Source organism: Planctobacterium sp. AWH2_060, assembly GCF_056158425.1.
Map to the genome: position 1 here is coordinate 1,753,775 of NZ_JBSWTG010000001.1, position 21,499 is coordinate 1,775,273.

Sequence of the window (21,499 nt, forward strand, 5' to 3'; positions counted from 1 at the left end):
GCATGACTGTATCGCGTTTAAAGACCTTCCTGTTCGCATTAGGTTTGGTGCCCAGTATTGCCACTATGGCGCAATCCGAATTGCGCCAGAAAGAGGCGGCCCATGAAGCTTCACCTCAGCATTACCAAAAATTATTGGAAAATGATCAAGTGCTGGTTTTAAAGATGGTTCTGAAACCAGGTGAAACGGACAACTGGCATTACCACAACAATGAAACCGTGTATTTCGAGCAAGGCGGGACACTGCTAATAGCAACGCCGAATAACCCTGATATCCAGGTAGAGGTGCCCAATGGTCACGTTATGTGGCATCAAACCTGGCAGCATCAGGTAAGCAACCTGGGTAATAATGATGTTGTCGCCATTATTGTTGAAGCCAAACACTGAGCTACATCGCTATGAATAAAACACTAATCAATATTGATATCGTGTCGGATGTGGTTTGTCCCTGGTACATCATCGGCTATAAACGCCTGGAAAAAGCACTGGAATCTTTTTCTGATGACATTCAGGCAAATTTGCAATGGCACCCTTTTGAACTCAATCCCGGTATGCCACAGGGCGGAGAAAACCTGCGTTCGCATCTGGCGGCCAAATACGGAACCACGTTGGAAGGCAGCATTAAAGCGCGAGCAAACCTGACGCAACTCGGCGCGGAGTTAGGCTTTCGCTTTAATTATTTTGATGAAATGCGTATGTACAACACCTTTAAAGCCCATCAATTAATGCACTGGGCAGGTGAATTTAACAAAGCGCTACCATTAAAAATGCGCTTATTTTCCGCCTTTTTCTCGGAACGAAAAGCCATTGATGAGCCTGAAGTATTAATTGCAGAGGCCGCAGCAGTGGGGCTAGCTCCAGCCCAGGCAGAAGAAGTGTTAACTTCAGAGCGCTATGCTCAAGCGGTACGCGATGAACAACGCCATTGGACGTCTCTTGGAATTCAGGCGGTGCCAGCATTTGTCTTCAATAAACAACAACTGCTATCTGGTGCACAACCGGTCGAAACCTTCCAACGTGTTTTGCAGCAGCTCGTCGAAGGCAAAAATTAGCCATGCCAAACAGAACATCAACCGGATATTGCTTTGAGGGGTTACAAAAAAGTAACCGGTTATTTTTCATACAACCACTACTTACCTCGGATTTAATTCGAATGGCACTACACTTCCGCGAGAGGGGCAAATGAAAACCGTACATTCATTGCAACAAATGCTGGCGAGCTGGTTGCCGGAAAAAGACAACGCCGACTGGGTATTAGGCGTTATCTACAAAACTGAGGGCTCATGCTACCGCAAAGCGGGTGCCATGATGCTATTTAGCTCTGATGGTCATCAGTTGGGCATTTTAAGTGGTGGTTGCCTGGAATCCGACGTACGCCGCAATGCCAGAAAAGTGATGCAGAGTCAGAAAAGCATAGAGCTTAGCTATGATGACAGCGACGAAGATGACGCGGCATTTCAACTGGGCGTTGGCTGTGGTGGAGTGGTTTATCTACGTCTCCTGCTCGTCAACAAAGACAACAATTATGCCGGCTTAACGCAAATCCATAAAGCCCTTAAAAATGGTCAAAGTGTGCATTGGCAGCTGCAATTCGATAGAGCAGCTGAAGAGGTTAATGTGCGAATTGCAGAACATTCACTGGGCTCTGCAAAAGGCAACGGTTTGGTAGCAGTAGGTCAGCAACAATGGCTACAAGTGTTTATTAAGCCTGAGCCTCATTTGCTGGTTGTTGGTGGCGGCACAGATGCCATTCCCATGACATTGTTTGCAGCGCAGTTAGGATGGCGGGTAACACTGTGGGATCCACGCCCCAGCCAAGCCAGAGCAGAACACTTTCCACATGTTTCTCAACGATTACAACTTACCTCTGTTGCAATGCTAGCTAACTTTGTTCGTGAGCAGCAGGTCAATGGGGCCATATTGATGTCTCATCATAAAAGCATTGATAGTGACGCATTACAGGCCATACACGATGCTCCTTTGGACTACATTGCCATGTTGGGGCCAAAACATCGCAAGCAAGAAGTGATGCAATTAGCTGGCGTACAAGAACATCAAATAAAGGCCCTTTTTAGTGGACCAGCGGGATTAAATCTGGGTGGAGAATTACCCGAAAGTATCGCGCTGTCTATTGTCGCCGAATGTCATGCCGTGTTGCACCAGCAATGGGGCAACATGCTCAGTCTGAATCTCGAAGATACCAAGGGATATGCAGCCTGAGACACTAACTTTCCACCAGAGGAATAACCAATGCAGGAATTTACTTTAAACGGGAAACCGGTGCGCTCCGAAGTGAGCGATGATACACCGTTACTATGGGTGATCAGGGACGAATTTGGCCTCAAAGGCACCAAGTTTGGTTGTGGTGTCGCCATGTGTGGTGCCTGTACCGTTCACATTGACGGTCAGGCAATTCGCTCCTGTTCTTATCCAGTCTCCATGGTTAAAGGCAAAGCCATTACCACCATTGAGGGATTAAACAACGAACACCCATTACAACAGGCCTGGATAGATGAGCAAGTGCCACAATGTGGCTACTGTCAGTCCGGTCAGATTATGCAGGCTGCAACACTATTGGAACGCAACAGCAATCCCAGCGATCAGGATATTGTTAACCACATGAGCGCTAATTATTGCCGTTGTATGGCTTACTCCCGCATTAAAAAAGCCATTAAAACCGCTGCTGGTCTTCAACAAAGCACAGTACAGCACTTTGACCCAAAGTCTGAGCTTGCCGGAGAATAAGTCATGAAAAACCCGTTAAGGAAAAAAGATACCATTAACCTGACTCGACGCAACTTTCTGATCGGCAGTGTCAATGCCAGTCTGATGATGGCATTTACGCCGGGTCTGGTTTCCACCGGTTTATCCGCCGCAGAATCTCTTGAGCAAAAAGTCTTCTCCCCCACGGTCTGGTTTGAAATTAATGACCGTGGTGAAGTATTAATTAATATCGCTAAGGCGGAAATGGGTCAGCACATTGGCAGTGCCCTGGCCAGAATTGTGGCTGATGAACTGGAATGCGACTGGCAAAAAGTTTCCATTCACCACGTAGACACAGATCCTAAATGGGGTTACATGGTAACCGGAGGCTCCTGGTCAGTATTCCATTCATTTAAGCCTTTATCTCAGGCTGGCGCTGCGGGGCGAATCGCACTCATCGAGGCTGGAGCAGCTATCTTGGGTGTCACCCCAGAGCAATGTCAGGCAAAAAATGGCATGGTTAGCGCGGGTAATCGCAGCGTGAGTTATGGGCAAATTGTCAAGGAAGGTCAATTTAATCGTACCTTTAGTGCTGATGAAATTGCTGCATTGCCTATTAAAACCGCCAGCAAACGCCATCTTGTTGGCACCACCTATCAGGCTCTGGATATTCCCCCTAAAACCAATGGCAGTGCGGTGTATGGTATCGATGTAGAAGTGCCAGGTATGGTGTTCGCCCGTCCAGTACTTCCACCTACCCGATACGGTAGCAAAGTCACTAAGGTAGATGACTCTGCGGCGAAAAAACTGAAGGGCTATCAGGGATATCAGGTACTCACTGATCCAAGCGACACTTGCCAGGGTTGGGTCACTGTTCTTGCAGACGATTATTACACCGCTATAAAAGCCGGCGATGCCATAAAAGTATCATACCAAGCCGGTGAAACTGCCTGGGTATCAGAAGAAGATATTCAAAAAGAAGGGCAACGGCTGTGCCGCGACCGCAATCAGGGCGCTTTTCTGGTGGATGATGGGGACGTCAGTGCAGCACAAGCGGAAGCAAAAAATACTATAGAAGCTTTATACACCACAGCAACCGCCAATCATTTCCAGTTGGAGCCTCTCAATGCTGTCGCTGAATACAAAGAAGGTAAGTGGCATGTCCACACAGGCAATCAGTGGCAATCTCTAACTTTGCCCACGCTTGCCAAAGCCGCTCAGGTGACAGAAGACAAGGTTATTATGCATCAGTATTATCTGGGCGGTGGCTTTGGTCGCCGTCTTTATGGTGACTGGATTGTACCCGCCATATTGACCTCCAAGGCCATTAATAAACCCGTGAAGTTGATCTTCACCCGGCCTGACGACACCTTGTTTGATCAAAGCCGCTCAGCGTCGACGTCTTTGTTACACGCATCTTTTAATAACAATGGCGAATTTACCGGTCTTGAGCACGCCTTCTCCGCCGGATGGCCTACTAAATCAATGGCGCCAGGGTTTATGGCCGATGGGGTACATAAAAAGGGCAAAATTGATATGTTTTCAGCATCTGGAGCTGACCACTGGTATAGCATGGAAAATCACAGGGCCCGTGCCATCAATAACCAGTTGGCTCAAAAGACCTTTTTACCCGGCTGGTTACGCGCTGTAGGCCAGGGTTGGGTTGTTTGGGGACTGGAATCCTTCATTGACGAAATCGCTCACCGGGCAGGTAAAGATCCTGTGCAATTCCGACTGGATATGCTGGACGGGCAAGGCAAGCAAGCCGGCAATGCTCCGGAGAGTGTGGGCGGCGCGAAACGCTTACACAATGTGCTGAGCCGTCTCAGAGACAAGGTAAAATCTGTTCCTATCGGCACTGACGAAGGTATTGGTTTCTCTATTTCAGCCGGTCAGGAGCGCACTATGCCAGCCTGGATTGCGACTGCCGCTCATGTTCATGTCAATCGTAAAAGCGGCAAGATTACCTTGAAGAAGTTGTACGCTGTGGCAGACGCGGGCATCATTATTCATCCCGACGGTGCAATGGCGCAAATGGAAGGCTCATTACTGTGGGGCACCAGTTTAGCGTTACATGAACATAACCGTTACCAAAATGGCCAGCTTCAATCCCGCAATTTTCACAGTTACCTGCCACTGCGCATGAATGATTTACCAGACATGGATATTGAACTGGTAGACAGCGACGAATTCCCGGTTGGTCTGGGCGAGCCCGGTGTTATCGGTGTAGGCCCAGCTATCGGAAACGCGGTTTACCAGGCTGTGGGAATTCGCCTGCGCGATTTACCCATGCTTCCAGAGAACGTAAAACAACAGTTGAACGCCTGATGGAGAAGAGCATGAAAAAACTCAAAATCAGTTTCAATCGCAGGGTCTTAGCTGCCGCACTGCTGACTTCGCCATTGGCGTCTTTGGCTGACCAATACAGCGAATTTAAAAAATCACCGGATGCCGATAAGGCTTTCAAATATCTGCATCAGGTGGCCACCCACCCGCGTTGTGCCAATTGTCATGGTGTTGTGGACAATGGTATTCATCATCCCACTGTGGGTGATGAGCGCCGCCCGCATCCCATGAACATCACCAGTCTGAATAACCTGAAAATGGGGTTCAAAGACGGTAAATTTGCTCAGCTGGGGGAAGCAAATGCAATAAATTGTCGTGGCTGCCACCAAAACGACAATGGCAAGGAGCCGGGTATGCCACCGGGAGCTGCAAATGATTTGATGCCGGGATTTGTCTGGCACATGCCACCGCCGACGATGGCAATTGAACCAGGTCTGTCCGCACATGAGCTGTGTAATAACTGGCTAGATCCGGCGAAAAACTCCTTTCTGGCATTTCGCGGCAGTCGCCACCAGATGGATATTTTCAAAAAAGAATTTGAACATCATGTTAAAGATGATCCTCTGGTGAGATGGGCCTGGCAACCGGGCCCCGAAAGAACACCCGCTCCGGGCACCCATGAGGATTTCGTCAAGGCGATGAAAATCTGGATAAAAGCCGGAGCGCCCTGCCCCAGTGCTTAACAGCGCAGGCTCTTAATAAGATCAAAACTAAAGGCCAGTAATGCTAATTGCTGGCCTTTGCTTTTTCATGGGCAGAGCACCGGATATGCGGCTCTTTGCCTAGAGCGTGTTGATCTTTGCGGTACAATTTTGCAGCAGTCTGTGTGCAATTTAGACAAGGCGAATGCTTGAAGGTCTGGTGGTTCCAAATCAAAAGCATTTAACGCGGTATAAATTGCACACAGGCGCTGCCCGAAGGGTTCGTCATATAAGCGCTCTACTCTTTGTCACAGTCCTTTGACTTAGAACCACTAGGCCTGTAGGACTGTTCCGCGATTAAAGCGCTTATATTTAGAACAAATTTCGTACAGCAAAGGTCAACACGCTCTAGATATGTTAGTTAAGCGATAGCTTTTTGCAAAATCTCACGCGCGATATCCGGGGTGATATTTTGGTTTTCTGATAAAGCCGTCATATTGTGTTTTTGTAACTGCTCAAGCACCGCCTCTATCGCGGCATTTTTATCATCACCGTGTTCCGTCAACTGCGTAGCAACTCCCAGAGAATGATAAAAAGCTTCAATGGCATCGATAGTCTCATTGGCCAGATCATCACTGCTTTGTAAGCCAAACACATTACGCCCCATTTGCTCCAGCTTTTCGCGTTTAAATTCAACCTGATTACGCAGTAACCAAGGCTGTACTATTGCCAAAGAACGCGCATGATCAACGTGCCAAAGTGCAGTTAATTCATGGCCTATCATATGCGTGGCCCAGTCTTGAGAGACGCCACTACCAATTAAACCGTTAAGTGCCTGATTGGCCGCCCACATCAGGTTACTGCGCCAAAGGTCAGAATCTCGCTGCTCAAACTGTTCGCCTAATTGTTTCAGGGTTTTCAACAAACCTTCAGCGTAAGCATCCTGCACCAGCGCTCCCTCAGCTTTAGTGATGTATTGTTCACAAACATGCACCCAGGCATCTACAATACCGTTTGCCAGTTGCCTTTCCGGCAGGGTTTTCATTACATCCGGATCCATCACAGCAAATCTGGGTTGCACGCAGGCTGCGGAAAAGGGCAGTTTTTCACCGGTTTCAGCTTTGGTGATTACCGAATTTGTATTTGATTCAGAACCGGTTGCAGGAATCGTTAAGATTACCCCCAATGGTACGGCCTGTTGCGGTTTGTATGTATTGGTTAAAATGTCCCAGCCATCGCCCTCATACAAAGCTGATGCAGCCACATATTTAGCACCGTCAATAACCGAGCCTCCACCGACTGCCAGGATAAAATCGACATTTTGCGCTTTAACCAATGAAACCGCTTTATCCAACGTTTCTTTGGTTGGGTTGGCTTCCACACCAGAGAACTCTACCCAATCGCTGTTAGCCAGGGCTTCAGTGACCTGTTGATACACCCCATTGCGCTTAATGGAGCCTCCCCCATATATCACCATGACTTTGCGATAATCGCTTACGGCTTGTTCAATGCTCTGAATCTGACCTTGTCCAAAATGGATCTCTGTGGGATTGTGAAAAGTAAACTTCATTAATAACTCCGCTTGCTAACAAATGATAACGATGTGCATAATAGTATCAACAACTCAGAGATAATAGACCAAAACATCTAAGAAACATGCCTATTTCTACTGAAGCAGCCATATCCACAAAGAGTGACAGCCTTCAACCTCTAATGCAGCGCTATGTCGAATACAAAAACCTGCATTCGCTGGAAGGGATAGTCTCTACCGCCATAGCCGAAGTGCGATTTTTTCGAAAAAGTACCGGCTATCCTCGCCAGCCTATGACCCACGAATCCGGTATCATTATCATGGGTCAGGGATATAAGCATCTCTATGCTCAGGGTCAGGTGCTTAAATACGGCGATGGCGATAGCCTGATAATTGGTGCGCCACTACCTTTGGATTGTGAAGCCATAAATGAACCCGGTGCACCTCTGCTTGGTATCACCATCAACGTCAGTACGGTTACTTTACAAAAACTGGCCACAAAACTGAGACAGCATCCAGAGCGCATGCCATTAGATAAGTCACAAGAGCCAATGTTGTTACGTAGCAGTGCAATGACAAATGACATGCTTGATGCCACGATTAGGTTACTAAAGGCCATGAATGACGATTTAGAGGCGGAACTATTTGGTGATAGCTTAGTGGAAGAAATCATTTATCGGGCATTGCTAAGTCCTGCGGGTTTACCATTGATGTCCCTCGCTGACCAGGAAGGCCGCTATGCCAGAATCGCCAGAATTCTGGAGAGTATTCATAAAAACTACGCCGAGCCACTAAACGTTGACGAGCTGGCTTCCAATGCCAACATGAGTGTCTCAACCTTTCACACCACCTTTAAAAAAGTTACTCGGGAATCCCCCATTCAATACATTAAAAAGCTGCGTCTCAATAAAGCACGAGAATTAATATGTTTCGAGGGAAAGCGGGTCAATGACGCTGCACACAGAGTGGGATATGCCAGTACTTCCCAGTTCAGCCGGGAATTTAAGCGGTACTTTAATGAATCTCCCAAAGAAGCAGCGCAAACAACGGCTTCAATTTGAGATATAGACTATATTTAGGAAGTTAATTGAATTTCGACATTTTCAGCGAGATTTTTAAGCCATTCAGAAGAAGTTATTTTGAGAGTTAATGATGAAAATCTTTGCTAACCCAAAAGCGGCAGTAAAAAGTAAATATGGGCAATACCAGATTGCGGTTTTGAACAACATCATTGCCGTTTCCGCGGAAGGCGTTGCCAGCAAAGAATCCATTGAACGTTACGTACAAGATATATCCGAAATCGTTTTAAACATGGAGCAAAAGCCATGGGCCTTTTTGGGTTTTCTTCACGGCACGGCTTTGCTCACCAAAGACGCTGAAAAAGATCTACATAAATCCGTATTATGGCGAGTCAGCCGTGGTATGACGACCAGCGCCCTGGTAACGCAAAACACCACTATTGAAGCCATGGTTAAAACCCAATTTGAAAGAGTGTATGAAAATGCTCAGGTTAAACTCGGCATTTTCAGCACGGAAAAAGGCGCTATAGACTGGCTTGCAGAGCAAGGATTCGTGGCAGATATATAACCCTGGTTTTGGGATAAATATCTGCCAGATTTAAATAACTGGATTAATCATCCCACTTTGGTGAGAAATCCGGATTCGCCTGGCGATCATTGTTGTCCAGACTATCCAATGCCAGCATATCCACTTCACTTAGTTTGAGACTGCTGGCTGCAAAATTTTTCTCCAGGTTCTCACGTTTAGTAGAAGAAGGAATGGTTGCCAAACCGTTGGCCAACTCCCAGCCCAATACGACTTCCGCAGCAGTTCGGCCATGTTTTTCAGCTATTTCCAATACAGTGGTATCTTTTAAAACCTTGCCAACAGCAAACGGCATATAGCCGGTGACGTGAATTTGCTTTTGTTGACAAAAGTCACGTAACTTGCGGTTGATAAGATAAGGATGCACTTCTACCTGATTAGTATAAATATCACTGGCCGGTAATACCTGTAGCGCTTCTTCCAGATTTGCAATGGTGAAATTAGAAACCCCAACAAAACGCGTTAGACCAATGTCTTGTGCCCGCTTCAGCTCTTTCAGGTAAACCGCCATCTCTGTGCCATCTTCTGGCGCAGGCCAATGAATTAACAACAGATCCACTTGATTCAGTCCAAGCTTAGTCAAACTCTCTTCTACACTAGTTATGAACTTATCTGCACCAAGGTTCGCGTTCCAGACCTTTGTGGTGATAAACAGCTCTTCTCGCGCCACACTACTGTCGGAAATTGCACGCCCGACCTCGGCTTCGTTCCCGTAAATCTGTGCCGTATCGATGTGGCGATAGCCAACTTCAAGTGCCATTTTGACAGATTGATATGCGACGTCCCCTTCCAGGCGGAAAGTGCCCATGCCTAACGCTGGCATGTCTATATTTGATAAGTTTTGTTGTTTCATAACCACTCCTAATGAAACTTAGTTGAAAAAAATCTGCAAATTAATTGGTATTTCATACCAGCCCTACCCGGCCGCTGCCTGGCGCCTGTCTAAGGCACCTGAATAGCGAGTAACCAGTAAGGCACTCACCGCGATAGCAGCACCAATCCAGGCGGTATCACGCAAAGACATACTATCCACAATCAGTCCGCCACTGACCGAACCCACGGCGATACCGATATTAAAAGCAGCAATATTAAGCCCAGACGCCACGTCCACTGCTTTAGGCGTATAGCGCTCAGCTAACTGCACCACATACACTTGCAATCCGGGCACATTACCAAAGGCAAACGCCCCCCAAATCAGTACCGTGATAACCGCAGCAAACTTAAACGACATGGTAAAACTGAATACAAATAGTACCAGGGCCAGGCCGGTAAAGATCAGGCTCAGGGCTTTTATGGGACCGTGTTTGTCTGCCAATTTACCGCCCCAGATATTGCCCACAGCAACTGACAAACCATACACCAGCATGATCCCGGCGACTGCCGAAGAGGCAAATCCGGCCTCCTGTTCAAGAATGGGGGCTAAAAAAGTGAATGCGGTAAACGTACCACCGTATCCAAGTATCGTCATGGCATAAACAATCAACAGCCTTGGTTCAAGCAACACCTGTAACTGCTCTTTGATGCTGGCACTGGCAGATTGCTTAAGATTGGCAGGTACTAACAAGGCGCTACCAATCAGCGCGATTAACCCCAACGCTGATACAGTTAAAAAAGTGGTTCGCCAACCAAATCCCTGTCCAATCCAGGTCCCCAACGGAACACCTGTGACTAACGCCACGGTCAGTCCGGTAAACATAATAGCTATGGCACTGGCTTCTTTCTCTTTGGGCACCAGGCTGGTCGCAATAGTAGAGCCAATGGAAAAGAAAACGCCATGAGCCAATCCGGTTAAGATCCGGGCAATTATCAGCGTGTTATAACCTGGCGCTTGCCAGGCAAACAGATTCCCCACCACAAACAAAACCATCAGCGACAGCAAAACATGTTTGCGATTCCATTTACCGGTAAGCGCAGTTAGCACCGGCGCACCAACTGCAACCCCCATGGCATACAGGCTCACCAATAAACCGGCAGAGGGCAAGGAAACCCCAAGGTCCGTGGCAATCGTCGGCACAAGACCGACAATCACAAACTCCGTGGTTCCGATAGCAAAGGCGCTGAGCGTCAGTGCAAAAAGAGCTAAAGGCATAAATACTTCCTCATAAACAACGTTAATTTTTAATGAGGCGTATTTTGCAGCTCATGACTATTGCAAAAAATACCAACAATGACAAAATATTTTTGTTAATTTTGCAAAGGTTTAAACATGCCGGTTAAATCCAAAACAGAAGATATGGAAGCATTTATCGCTGTAGTAGACAGCGGTAGCTTTTCTCACGCTGCAGACTTGCTGGACTTGCAGGTGGCGAAAGTATCCCGGGCGATTTCCAGACTGGAAAAGGTGCTCAACTGTACCTTGTTAAATCGCACCACCCGACGGCTCGAACTCACCGAAGAAGGCAATGTATTTTTAGAACATATCCGTAGTGGTCTGAATGCCATTGAAAGTGGAGAAGAAGCTATCAAGCTGCTTAAGGGAACACCTTCGGGCCGGTTGCGAATTGATGCCGCCAGCCCTTTTGTCCTGCATCAAATTACCCCACTGGTGCGTGACTTTAATCAGACTTACCCCAAGGTGGTTTTAGACATCACCTCAAACGATGACATAATCGATTTACTGGAACGCAAAACCGATGTGGCCATTCGTATCGGCGAACTGGAGGATTCCAACCTGTATGCTCGTCCATTGGGTAGCAGTACCCTGCATTTGGTTGCCAGCCCGGAGTATCTGACAAAAAATGGCAGTTTAACCGAGCTCCATGATTTAACTCGCCATCAACTTATCGGTTTCTCCCGTGTCCCCAAACTCAATAAATGGCCGCTGAGTGAGGTGCTGGATTTGGAATTTCACATGTTTGCCAGTAGTGGTGAAACCGTGAGGCAACTGTGTCTGGCGGGACTGGGAATAAGTTTATTGTCCAATTTTATGTGTCGCAGTGATATACAAAAAGGAAATCTGGTGGAGATATTACCCGGTAGCGTGGTATCTCCCAACCGGCGGGAAAGTGTCAATGCCGTGTATTATCGCAACAGTGCTGTATCCTCGCGCATACAGGCATTTCTGGATTTTATTCAGCCCAGATTGTCACTGTAACTAATGGTCTAACTTCGAAACGCTTTGCGCCATTCTCCGGGCGTCACCCCAAAGCGCTGACGAAAATGATTGCGCAAACTCAGGGCGGTAGCAAAACCACTGCGTTCGCTTACGCCTTCTATAGATAAATTACTACTTTCTAACAAAGACTGCGCATATCGCAATCGTTCACCGAGCAACCAGTCGCCAAAAGACATTCCGGTCAGTGCCCGAAAATGCCGGGTGAAGGTACGCCGACTCATGTTCATTGTTTCAGCCAGCAGATCAATCTGATAGGAGCTTGCCAGATCTTTGCGAATATCGTCCAATAGAATTGCCAGCTTTTCATCGCGCACCGCCTGAGGCACAGGTAACTGAATAAATTGTGCCTGGCCCCCTTGTCGCTGAGGTGCAGTGACCATCAGCCGCGCTACGCGGTTAGCAACTTCAGCGCCCAAACGCTGACGTAATACATATAAACAACAATCAATGGCTGCGGCTGTGCCCGCCGACGTGAGTATATTATCCTGCTGATGATATAACTGATCTACAACCGTACTCACCTGCGAAAAGCGTTGCTGAAAATCCTCTACATAAGCCCAGTGTGTTGTTGCCTGTTTTCCATCCAGCAAGCCGGCGTATCCCAGAGCATATGCCCCAATGCACAAGCCAATCACCAGGGCTCCACGAGCATGAGCTCTACACAGCACTGACTGCAATTCATTGGAAGGTTTTATATCTGCCTCTGGCCAACTGGGCACCACCAAAATATCCCCTTGTGCGAAACGCGCTAAGTCGCCTTTCGCCTGAATGGCAAAACCTGACACACTGTCTATTTGCTCGGCTTCCTCGCTGCACACCTCAACGACGAAATCATCAATACCCGCAACTCTTGCGGCATCGCCAAATACCATACAAGGCACCGACAGGTGAAAAGCACTGATGTTCTCAAAAGCCAAAATCGTCACCAATGTCGTCATGAATAATCTCGTTACACAGCATGACCCAATAGTAACCGAACATGACCTTTGGGTCACTATCTGCAAAAGCCTTAGTCCCCCACAATCCACTATCCCTTCACCAATCATTTAAAACAGGAGATTTTCTTATGACTGATACCGCATTGCTGCTTATCGATTTACAACAGGACTATTTTGAACAAGGGGCTTTTCCGTTGTGGCAAGCCAGCGAAACCAAAAACAAACTGATAGAAATTATTGCTGAGATAAAAGCAAAAGGAATTTTACCTGTGCACATTCAACATATTGCTGACCCCGCCCAGGGAGTAGCCCCGTTTTTCAACGAAAATACGCCTGGCGCAGAAATCCACCCGGATATCCTGGCTGCCGCTCCGGATGCACCGGTTGTCATTAAATCTTATGCGGATAGTTTTGAGCAAACCCGGCTGGAGCAGGTTCTGACAGAGAATGGCATTAAAAAGCTGCTGATTGCAGGAATGATGACGCAAAATTGTGTAACCCACACCGCCATTTCTAAGGCTGCGGAGAAATATCAGGTTTCGGTGCTTACCGACGCCTGTACAACGGTCAGTGAAATGTTGCATTTGATTGCACTGCACGCTTTATCCCCCCGTATTACACTTCTGGATTCAGCAACCGCACTGCAGTCCTGATGACCTTTCACTCATTCAATATCCCCGGCCTTAACCGGGGATATTGCTGAAGTGATGCGTTTTAGTAAGCTAATGTACCCCGAATAGGATAGTGGTTGTTTGGATCACGTATCCAGGCCAAACCATTAGCCAACGCTCCCAGCTCTGGACGTACAAATGGATTGTTGGAAATATCCACTACATGCAAGTTGCCTTGTTCGTTAACCACAAATAAGCCAGGTTCAGCAAAGTTGTGATCGGTTTCCTGCTCGGAGCGTGGTACTGAGATATATACACCCAGTTGCTTCATGCTATCTTCGCTCAATCCGTAAGCAATAGGAAAATTAATATCAACCTGTTGCAACTGCGCTTCCAATTGCGCTTTTGAATCGGCAGACACAGCAATGATATCAACACCCGCATCAGCAAAGGCTTGTTGATATCCCGCTAATTGATTCAGATAGCGAGTACACAGTGGACAATGGCGCCCGCGGTATACAAACACCGCCTGCCAGCTATAACCTTCGCGTGGCTTGCCTAAAGTCACTTCTGAACCATCTAAAGCCGTGGCAGTAATGTGTGGAAAGCTATCTCCGGCATTAAGTTTTAAAGACATATCAAATTACTCCTGTGAATTAATTAAAATTTTAAACATGTTCAGTGTTGTGCTAATGAGCATAAAAAACAACCAGTGTTATTTTGGTAACTACCCGGATTTACAGCTCAAATAATAAATCCGTGCGAATGATGTACTTGACCCCTTCAGTGATGGCCAACGAGCTATGCAGACAATGCAATTCGTGACGACCATGAGGGAACAACAGCACACCACCAGCGGGGGTTCTGACATCCACTTCGGCGGTTTTGTCGCCTCGGCAGTTTGGTTTTCCGGGATTGTCTGCATTCACTAAGAAGCGTGTTTCTCCGCCTCGGAATTCATCCGTAAGCAAAATTAAAAAGGTCATTTTGCTGTAGCGATCCGGGTAGCCATTGTGCTGTAGTTTCCGGTCGACGATCCTGGAGCCTGGCCAGTCACCATCAATGTGAAATTTAAAGTAATCCCCTTGTTGATAGCGATAAAAGCGAAACCTGGCATTGATACCCAATGACTGCTTGTTTTCAAAAATTTTCAAGTTTTGCGCCACCCAAGGGGCTACCCGCTGCCAGATTAAGCGCTCAGTAACTTCATCCACAATTAAGGTCACATTGTCGTTGTGACGCACTTCTCGGGGTAGCGACACAGCTGCATCTTTCAGGTATCCAAGCGATTCTGATTGCTGAATAAAGCGAGCACATTCAGCTTCAGTAAAAACATTCATTAACTGATAGGCACCCGGTACCTCTTTAACTTCCCGTCGCACCACCTGCTCTGCACTCAACTGCTCATCCAAATCAAAAACGTTGTCTCGTGCAGATGCCCAGGTTGGAATGGATGGGTTTTGTGCTCCTGGCTCTCGGGCGACGACATAAAAATCATCTTGTTGCATAATTCCTCCTATGCACTGATAACGCGTAATTGCGTAAACTGGCGATGTCCTTCCACCCCACCATGAAATCCAAAGCCACTTTGCTTTGCGCCAACCCAGGGGGCTTCGCCACTGCCGACACCACCATTAACTCCAATCATGCCGGCTTCTAACTGTTCAGCTACCTCATATACCCCGTCCTTGCCGAATACCACTGCCCCTAATCCATAAACCGAATTATTGGCTCTGGAAATGGCTTGTTCATAACTCTCCACAGCCGCAATCGCCACTACAGGACCAAAGGTTTCCTCGCTTTCCAACAACATATCTGGCTTAATCCCGGTCACCACGGTGGGCTGAATGTACGGAGGCAAATAGTGAGCCTGCCCTAACGCAAAATGAGCACCTTTAGATTGGGCATCTTGCAAATGTCGCAGTACCTGCTGATGCTGCTTCTCGTTGACCAAAGGTCCGTAATTCACTCGAGGCATATCCCAGGGGCCCACTTTGTATTGCCCGGCAATTTCCACTACTCGCTGTACAAATTCCTCATAAATATCCTGATGTACATAAACGCGCTCAGTGGAAGTACACATTTGCCCGGCATTTTCAAAGGAACTGGCCACTGCAAATCGCGCAGCCGCGTTAATGTCTGCGTCCTTCAGCACTAGCATGGGATCATTACCTCCTAATTCCATAACCAGGCGGTGTAACCTGGGGGCGGCACTTGCCATAATGTGTCGACCAGCCTGAAGTGATCCGGTAAAGGCCACCATATTGATATCGCTGGCAACCAGTGCTTTACCCGCCTCAGCATCACCGTGAACAATATCGATAACGCCCTCGGGTAAACGGGCCTTCAATGCCTGAATAAATTGCTCAGCCACCAAAGGTGTGTCTTCTGAAGGTTTGAGAAGCACGGTATTTCCCGCCACTAACGCCGGAATCAACAAGTTGTTTGCCATGGCCAGAGGATAATTCCAGGGCGCAATTACGGCGACAACACCAAGCGGCCGATACTGGATCTGCGTTCCTCCTGGACGACGCATTGGTGCGATTGCGCGTACCACTTCATCGGTCAGATAGGGGTCACTTTGGAGTACCCCCATGACTTCATACCCCGCTCGGCGCTGGTCTTTACCCATTTCCTGGGAAATCAATTCGCTCAAGGTGGATTCAAGCCCTTTGAGATGGGCAAAAGCATTATTTACCTGACGCTGCCGCTCCTCAGGGGCAAGTTTCCCCCAGGCCAGTTGCGCCTGACGGGCCTTTTGCACCAGCTCCTTTATTTTCTGCGGCGAGCTGATTTCTACCCGGCCCACTTCCTGATTATCCAGTGGGTTTCTGGATATAAGATATTGCGTTATTATCAGTCTCCAAATACGATGGCACGCAGCTCCAGACTGCTACGCGGTGTTGCTGGGGCGCCGTTTCTTTGAGCGAAATCAACAGCCGAATGTGGTACTCCGAACACACCGTCACGCATCTGAGAATCAAACACTTTAAACAGTAAGGCTTCACCTGGTGCCATTTGTGACTGATAAAACCAACGATGCTCAGGATTGTGTTTAATGGCAGAAATTTCACCAATACGGTCCGGGTAAATCAGCTTTAGGCGTCTGAAGTCTTCAGCTTTTACCGTAGATAAATCTATCAGAGCCAATGGCGACTCTTGCACAACCTGGTGCACTGGAAGCCATAAATTCAGCAACTGATAAGAGCGGTTGCGCCATTCTGGATGATTTTTTGTCTCGGCTAACATACGATTATGAGCTGATTTATCAGTGTAATCGTTGTGCACCGTCTTCACCGGCGCCCGGTTATAAATCGTTTGTGCATTGTGCGTAGTTGAGCGGAAAGTATGATCAAAAATACGAATATCGCGACGCGCTAATTCCTGTTGCAAGAATTCGATCACCTGCGGATACAAAACCTGTTGGATCGCGGTATCATCATCAAAGGCAGTAAATTGGGTTTGGAATTTAACCGGCTTAAACCCCTGCTCTTCTAGTGAAAACGGTTTCTCCTGAGTGCGCATGTCGGCAATATCCACCAGATGAACGTCAACCGCATCAGTTAGCGATGTTGCCCCTGGCCCTTTGTATGTTTGGTCGTACTCCAGTTCAGCATTTTCCTGAACATAATTTACTGAGAACATGGTCTTCTCCTAAACAAGATTTGATGCCATGATCATAGAGACCTAAGAGAGGGAACAGAAACAAGTAATCCCTGTAAGAGATACAAATGAATTTACTAAACCGCTTAGATATCAGACAGTTAACAACGCTTGATGCGTTATTGCGAGAGAAAAACCTGTCGCGGGTTGCCGATCAGCTGGGGATCACACAACAGGCGGTCAGTGATCATCTTAAAAAACTGCGTAATACCTTTGACGACAGGCTGTTTATTCGCAATGGCACCGGAGTGCAACCTACGCCATTTGCTTTGTCCTTAGCCCCGAAACTACAACAAGTGATGGCATCACTGGAAAATCTACTCACGCCGGAAGAGTTTAACCCAGCCACTACGTCGGCGACCTTTATCATTAGTTGCACCGATTATGAGCAAACCTCATTGCTGCCACATGTATTGCATGAAGTCCGGCAAAAAGCCCCCAACCTGAAAGTCGCGGTGAAAAAACTAGAACTGGATAATATGGCAGCCGAGCTTATGTCGGGAGAAGTGGATTTAGTATTGACCAATCCAGCGTTTGCTCCTGCGCAATACCCCTCTGAAGTAATTTATGCCGAACATTACGAGTGCGTCGCCGCTAAACAAAATACCAAAGTTCAGGAAAACATGAACATTGCTCAGATAGCGGCTATCCCGCAGGTAGTTGTGTCGCCATCTCGGGGAGATTTTACCGGTGCTGTGCACCAATGGTTTGAAGACCAAGGGCATCCCAGAAATGTATTAATGACCTTTCCTACTTTCAGCGCAGCCATTGCCACCATTGCCAAAACTGATTTGTGTGGCTTTATCCCCTCCCGGCTGTTACCTGACCCCCGACTACAGCGCATAATCCTGGACACCAGTGTACCGGGATTTGACGTTATTTCGGTGTGGCATCAACGCTCTTCGCAAGACCCGTTAGCGTTGTGGATGCGAGATATGATCAAGGCTGCGGTTTAATCCAACATCGCCTCCAGCAATCGGATATGTTGCTGCTGATGCTGCGTTCGTTCAGCCTCATCATACAAACGCTCCAGCGTAGGCTGTGACACCAGATAATACTGTGCAGCTCCCAGCAGTTGATAAACAAAGGCCAAAGAAGGTTTGTTGCCAAAATGACCGTGCTTTTTGCCTTCCTCAACAATATCAGTCAATGCGTCTAAAAATGGACGTAAAAACCACTGCTGAGCACTAGTTGGTACAAAAAGAGCATGTTGAATTGATCCAGTATCGCCCCATCAGCGTGGATAAAACCGAAATTTCCGTCACCACACTCATACCAGAGTCCGCCGACCTTGAGGATGATAAACAGCACGCTCATTGGCAAAAGAACCACGACATCACCAATGCTACACTTAACGAGGATTGGGAGTTAGGTGCATCCATTCAGGCATCTATTAACAGTGGTGGTTTACCCTATCTACAGTAAGGTCAAAACGAGTGGGCATTGCACGAAATCGATCAGGTAATTGCTCAGCTTTTGGAAAGTAGCTAAAGGAGTTCTTACATGTCTGATTTCAAAATCTGGGAATGTCAGGTTTGCAACTGGATTTATGATGAAGCTAAAGGTTGCCCCGAAGAGGGTATTAAACCTGGCACCCGCTGGCAGGATATCCCTGATGACTGGCATTGTCCGGAATGTGGCGTAGGCAAAGCCGATTTTGATATGCTGGAAGTCAGTCAATCAGACAGGTCGCCACCATCAGAAGACTCACCAGCGATGCAGCAACAAACAGATACAACGCCGGTGCCACAAGTAGCTGAACAATCCCCACTCATCATCATCGGCAGCGGTCTGGCAGCCTATCAATTATTGAAAGAAATACGCAATCAGAACTCACAACTCAACATAGTAATGTACACAGCCGATGATGGTAGTTATTACTCCAAGCCACAGTTATCAAATGGTTTTTCCGCCAATAAAAGTGCCGCCGATCTCATTCTGTTTAGCGCTGAAACAATGGCACAAAAATACCAGGCCGAAATCAACATTTATACTGCTGTAACTAAAATAGACAGCCATAACAAATGCATTCATCTTAGCGAGGGTGGCACCCGTAGTTTCAGTAAACTGGTATTAGCTCTGGGCGCTCATAGCACTCAGGTGCCCCTTGCCGGAGATGCGGTAAGTAAGGTTCATCGGGTTAATGATTTGCAGGACTATGCCCGCTTCCGAACTTTGCTCAAACCCGACAGTAGGATATTAATTTTGGGAGGCGGATTAATCGGCTGCGAATTTGCCGATGACCTTACCCGCTCCGGTCATCAGGTTTCGGTTGTCGATCCCTTATCCGGCCCACTGGCTGGTTTGCTGCCCGCAGAGGCGTCACAACACCTCCATAGCCAACTGCAAGCAACGGGCATTGACTTTCATTTTAAGCAGGTGGTTAAAGCCTTAAACCACGATACGAAACAGCAGGTCATTGCAGAACTGCAGGACGTCAACAAAGAACAGGGAAATGGTAAAACAATCGCGGCTGGCATCGTATTGTCTGCAATTGGTCTACGCCCCAATCTGAATCTGGCTGAAACTGCAGGTATTCAATGTGAACGCGGCATCGTAGTTAATAACATTATGCAAACCTCACAACCCGATATTTATGGGTTGGGAGATTGCGCCCAGTTTAACCAACAGGTTTTGCCTTACATTGCACCGTTGAATATTCAGGCCAAAGCACTGGCAAAAACACTGTGCGGAGATATTCAGGAAGTGCGCTATCCGGTTATGCCGGTGATGGTGAAAACAAAACTTTGCCCAGTAGTGGTAGTGCCACTCTCAGAGCAAGATAAAAGCAACGGACAATGGCTAACGGACACGCAAACAGAATCGGGGGTTCTGGCCCGCTTTGTTGCTGCCAACGGTCAACTAAAGGGCTATGCCCTTACCGGTGACCAATGCCGATTTAGCAATAAGCTGGCCAGGCAGATGTCAGGGCCGCAATAATTCGTCGGCCCTCCCTTCGCTATTGAAACCAATGGCGTGTGCGATTAGCAAACCATACTAATGACAACATCACAGGTACTTCCACCAGCACTCCCACTACGGTAGCCAGCGCTGCACCGGAATGCAGACCGAACAGAGAAATTGCCACTGCCACCGCCAGCTCAAAGAAATTGGAGGTACCAATCATACAGGCCGGTGCGGCCACATTGTGCGGTAACTTCATTTGCTTGGCTGCAAAGTAGGCAATCGCAAAAATGCCGTAGGTTTGGATAAGTAGCGGAATGGCAATCAGGCCGATCACCAGTGGCTTTTCAATGATTGTTTGTGCCTGAAAACCGAATAACAGCACCACGGTGGCTAACAAGCCAATGATAGACCAGGGTTTGAAGCCCGCTATAAAGGCATTTAATCGGCTGTGATCATTGGCTTTATCCAGTTTTTTGCGCGTGATGGCACCGGCTATAAGTGGCAATACCACATACAATCCCACCGATAAAAGCAGTGTTTCCCAAGGCACCTGGATATCGCTGATCCCCAACAGAAACGCTGTGATAGGCGCAAAAGCAAAGATCATGATGATATCGTTAATAGATACCTGCACCAGAGTGTAGTTGGCGTCTCCTTTGGTCAGTTGACTCCAGACAAACACCATAGCAGTACAAGGGGCGACACCCAGTAAAATCATACCAGCGATATATTCACTGGCTGACTGCGGATCCACCCAATCGGCAAATATACCTTTAAAAAACAACCAACCCAGCAGCGCCATAGAAAAGGGTTTAATCAACCAATTTATCACCAGGGTCAGCACCAAGCCTTTGGGCTTTTTACCGATATCCTTCAAAGAAGCAAAATCGATTTGAATCATCATGGGATAAATCATCAACCAAATGAGTACCGCCACCACCAGATTTACATGAGCATATTCCAGTTTTGCCAATGCATTGAATACATCGGGCATCATATTGCCCAAAAGCACGCCAGCAGCGATACACAGCGCCACCCACAGCGACAAATAACGTTCAAACAATCCCACTTCACTTCTCCAAAATGGTTTATGTAACCCAAAATCATGGGTTTAATTTACCTGACAGCCGCTTCAATTCGAATTTAATCAGGCGGACATGTTCACATGCGGAAAATCATATATATGTTTTTTCATATGTCAAACGATAAATAAAGTTCCACCTGGTCAACAGCTCCAAAATCCTTCAGGTAAACACAGAGGAAGTTACAAACTTTAACTGACTATTATTTGACCGGGTGGAATTTATGGTTTATTTTTTACCCCAACTCTGAGTTCAATGGAAGCGAAGTATGTCTTCTTATATTGTGAGTTATGAACTTAATTCAAAAGAACGCGATTGCACTGAGCTGCACAATCGTATCAAATCTTATATTGCTTAT

The 21,499-nt window shown here is 47.3% G+C and carries 23 protein-coding genes; 13 read left to right on the plus strand and 10 right to left on the minus strand.

The features are described 5' to 3' along the window. Positions 1-2: 2 nt before the first annotated feature. The 6 genes from ACXAD8_RS07405 to ACXAD8_RS07430 all read left to right on the plus strand — a co-directional run bounded on the left by ACXAD8_RS07405 (position 3) and on the right by ACXAD8_RS07430 (position 5,731). A complete protein-coding gene (locus ACXAD8_RS07405) occupies positions 3-386 on the plus strand; it encodes a hypothetical protein (protein WP_475226736.1) in 384 nt (127 codons plus the stop codon). Positions 387-397: 11 nt separating this feature from the next. Further along, on the plus strand, positions 398-1,051 hold the full coding sequence (locus ACXAD8_RS07410; protein WP_475226739.1) for a DsbA family oxidoreductase: 654 nt from the start codon (positions 398-400) through the stop codon (positions 1,049-1,051). 130 nt (positions 1,052-1,181) lie between these two features. Further along, complete coding sequence (locus tag ACXAD8_RS07415) at positions 1,182-2,219, plus strand: XdhC family protein (RefSeq protein ID WP_475226741.1); 1,038 nt, start codon at positions 1,182-1,184, stop codon at positions 2,217-2,219. 30 nt (positions 2,220-2,249) lie between these two features. Then, positions 2,250-2,744, plus strand: a complete 495-nt coding sequence (locus ACXAD8_RS07420; RefSeq protein WP_475226743.1) for a (2Fe-2S)-binding protein — start codon at positions 2,250-2,252, stop codon at positions 2,742-2,744. Between the two features lie 3 nt (positions 2,745-2,747). After that, the gene (locus ACXAD8_RS07425; RefSeq protein WP_475226745.1) at positions 2,748-5,030 is read left to right on the plus strand and encodes a xanthine dehydrogenase family protein molybdopterin-binding subunit; all 2,283 of its coding nucleotides are present in this window, start codon (positions 2,748-2,750) and stop codon (positions 5,028-5,030) included. An 11-nt stretch (positions 5,031-5,041) separates the two neighbouring features. Beyond that, positions 5,042-5,731: a hypothetical protein gene (locus ACXAD8_RS07430; protein ID WP_475226747.1), complete on the plus strand. Its 690-nt coding sequence runs from the start codon at positions 5,042-5,044 to the stop codon at positions 5,729-5,731. 379 nt (positions 5,732-6,110) lie between these two features. Here the strand turns inward: ACXAD8_RS07430 and ACXAD8_RS07435 are convergent, their stop codons facing one another. After that, positions 6,111-7,259 (minus strand): iron-containing alcohol dehydrogenase, encoded by a 1,149-nt coding sequence (locus ACXAD8_RS07435; protein WP_475226749.1) that lies wholly within the window; start codon positions 7,257-7,259, stop codon positions 6,111-6,113. Positions 7,260-7,345: 86 nt separating this feature from the next. Here ACXAD8_RS07435 and ACXAD8_RS07440 point away from each other — a divergent pair, with 86 nt between their 5' ends. Together ACXAD8_RS07440 and ACXAD8_RS07445 are read left to right on the plus strand one after the other, a co-directional pair. After that, positions 7,346-8,281: an AraC family transcriptional regulator gene (locus ACXAD8_RS07440; RefSeq protein ID WP_475226752.1), complete on the plus strand. Its 936-nt coding sequence runs from the start codon at positions 7,346-7,348 to the stop codon at positions 8,279-8,281. 88 nt (positions 8,282-8,369) lie between these two features. Beyond that, positions 8,370-8,807 carry a hypothetical protein gene (locus ACXAD8_RS07445; protein WP_475226754.1) on the plus strand — a complete coding sequence of 146 codons (438 nt, stop codon included), beginning with the start codon at positions 8,370-8,372 and terminating at the stop codon, positions 8,805-8,807. A gap of 43 nt (positions 8,808-8,850) precedes the next feature. Here the strand turns inward: ACXAD8_RS07445 and dkgB are convergent, their stop codons facing one another. After that, positions 8,851-9,678, minus strand: a complete 828-nt coding sequence (gene dkgB / locus ACXAD8_RS07450) for a 2,5-didehydrogluconate reductase DkgB (RefSeq protein ID WP_475226756.1) — start codon at positions 9,676-9,678, stop codon at positions 8,851-8,853. Between the two features lie 63 nt (positions 9,679-9,741). Beyond that, entirely contained in the window at positions 9,742-10,914 is a 1,173-nt protein-coding gene (locus tag ACXAD8_RS07455) for an MFS transporter (RefSeq protein ID WP_475226759.1), read from the minus strand. A 117-nt stretch (positions 10,915-11,031) separates the two neighbouring features. Between ACXAD8_RS07455 and ACXAD8_RS07460 the strand changes: the two genes are divergently transcribed. After that, on the plus strand, positions 11,032-11,919 hold the full coding sequence (locus ACXAD8_RS07460) for a LysR family transcriptional regulator (RefSeq protein ID WP_475226761.1): 888 nt from the start codon (positions 11,032-11,034) through the stop codon (positions 11,917-11,919). Positions 11,920-11,927: 8 nt separating this feature from the next. Here ACXAD8_RS07460 and ACXAD8_RS07465 read toward each other — a convergent pair whose 3' ends face one another. Continuing rightward, entirely contained in the window at positions 11,928-12,878 is a 951-nt protein-coding gene (locus ACXAD8_RS07465) for a GlxA family transcriptional regulator (protein ID WP_475226764.1), read from the minus strand. 128 nt (positions 12,879-13,006) lie between these two features. Here ACXAD8_RS07465 and ACXAD8_RS07470 point away from each other — a divergent pair, with 128 nt between their 5' ends. Next, complete coding sequence (locus tag ACXAD8_RS07470) at positions 13,007-13,531, plus strand: cysteine hydrolase family protein (RefSeq protein ID WP_475226766.1); 525 nt, start codon at positions 13,007-13,009, stop codon at positions 13,529-13,531. Between the two features lie 61 nt (positions 13,532-13,592). Here the strand turns inward: ACXAD8_RS07470 and ACXAD8_RS07475 are convergent, their stop codons facing one another. The 4 genes from ACXAD8_RS07475 to ACXAD8_RS07490 form a co-directional block, all read right to left on the minus strand. Continuing rightward, positions 13,593-14,126, minus strand: coding sequence for a peroxiredoxin family protein (locus ACXAD8_RS07475; protein WP_475226768.1), 534 nt, complete (start codon positions 14,124-14,126; stop codon positions 13,593-13,595). A gap of 100 nt (positions 14,127-14,226) precedes the next feature. Beyond that, positions 14,227-14,997, minus strand: coding sequence for a 2OG-Fe(II) oxygenase family protein (locus ACXAD8_RS07480; RefSeq protein WP_475226770.1), 771 nt, complete (start codon positions 14,995-14,997; stop codon positions 14,227-14,229). 8 nt (positions 14,998-15,005) lie between these two features. Further along, complete coding sequence (locus ACXAD8_RS07485) at positions 15,006-16,358, minus strand: aldehyde dehydrogenase family protein (RefSeq protein ID WP_475232910.1); 1,353 nt, start codon at positions 16,356-16,358, stop codon at positions 15,006-15,008. Beyond that, positions 16,346-17,134, minus strand: coding sequence for a CmcJ/NvfI family oxidoreductase (locus tag ACXAD8_RS07490; RefSeq protein WP_475226773.1), 789 nt, complete (start codon positions 17,132-17,134; stop codon positions 16,346-16,348). Before ACXAD8_RS07490 ends, ACXAD8_RS07485 begins: the two co-directional genes overlap by 13 nt. A gap of 86 nt (positions 17,135-17,220) precedes the next feature. Here ACXAD8_RS07490 and ACXAD8_RS07495 point away from each other — a divergent pair, with 86 nt between their 5' ends. Further along, a complete protein-coding gene (locus ACXAD8_RS07495) occupies positions 17,221-18,108 on the plus strand; it encodes a LysR family transcriptional regulator (protein ID WP_475226775.1) in 888 nt (295 codons plus the stop codon). On the opposite strand, the gene ACXAD8_RS07500 is transcribed toward ACXAD8_RS07495, so the two are convergent. Beyond that, entirely contained in the window at positions 18,105-18,302 is a 198-nt protein-coding gene (locus ACXAD8_RS07500; protein WP_475226777.1) for a hypothetical protein, read from the minus strand. The two genes, ACXAD8_RS07495 and ACXAD8_RS07500, sit on opposite strands and share 4 nt — an antisense overlap. Positions 18,303-18,343: 41 nt before the next feature. Here ACXAD8_RS07500 and ACXAD8_RS07505 point away from each other — a divergent pair, with 41 nt between their 5' ends. After that, complete coding sequence (locus tag ACXAD8_RS07505; protein WP_475226780.1) at positions 18,344-18,577, plus strand: SRPBCC family protein; 234 nt, start codon at positions 18,344-18,346, stop codon at positions 18,575-18,577. A gap of 78 nt (positions 18,578-18,655) precedes the next feature. Beyond that, positions 18,656-20,092 (plus strand): FAD-dependent oxidoreductase, encoded by a 1,437-nt coding sequence (locus tag ACXAD8_RS07510; RefSeq protein ID WP_475226782.1) that lies wholly within the window; start codon positions 18,656-18,658, stop codon positions 20,090-20,092. Positions 20,093-20,111: 19 nt separating this feature from the next. Here ACXAD8_RS07510 and arsB read toward each other — a convergent pair whose 3' ends face one another. After that, the gene (arsB, locus tag ACXAD8_RS07515; RefSeq protein WP_475226784.1) at positions 20,112-21,128 is read right to left on the minus strand and encodes an ACR3 family arsenite efflux transporter; all 1,017 of its coding nucleotides are present in this window, start codon (positions 21,126-21,128) and stop codon (positions 20,112-20,114) included. Positions 21,129-21,499 lie beyond the last annotated feature (371 nt).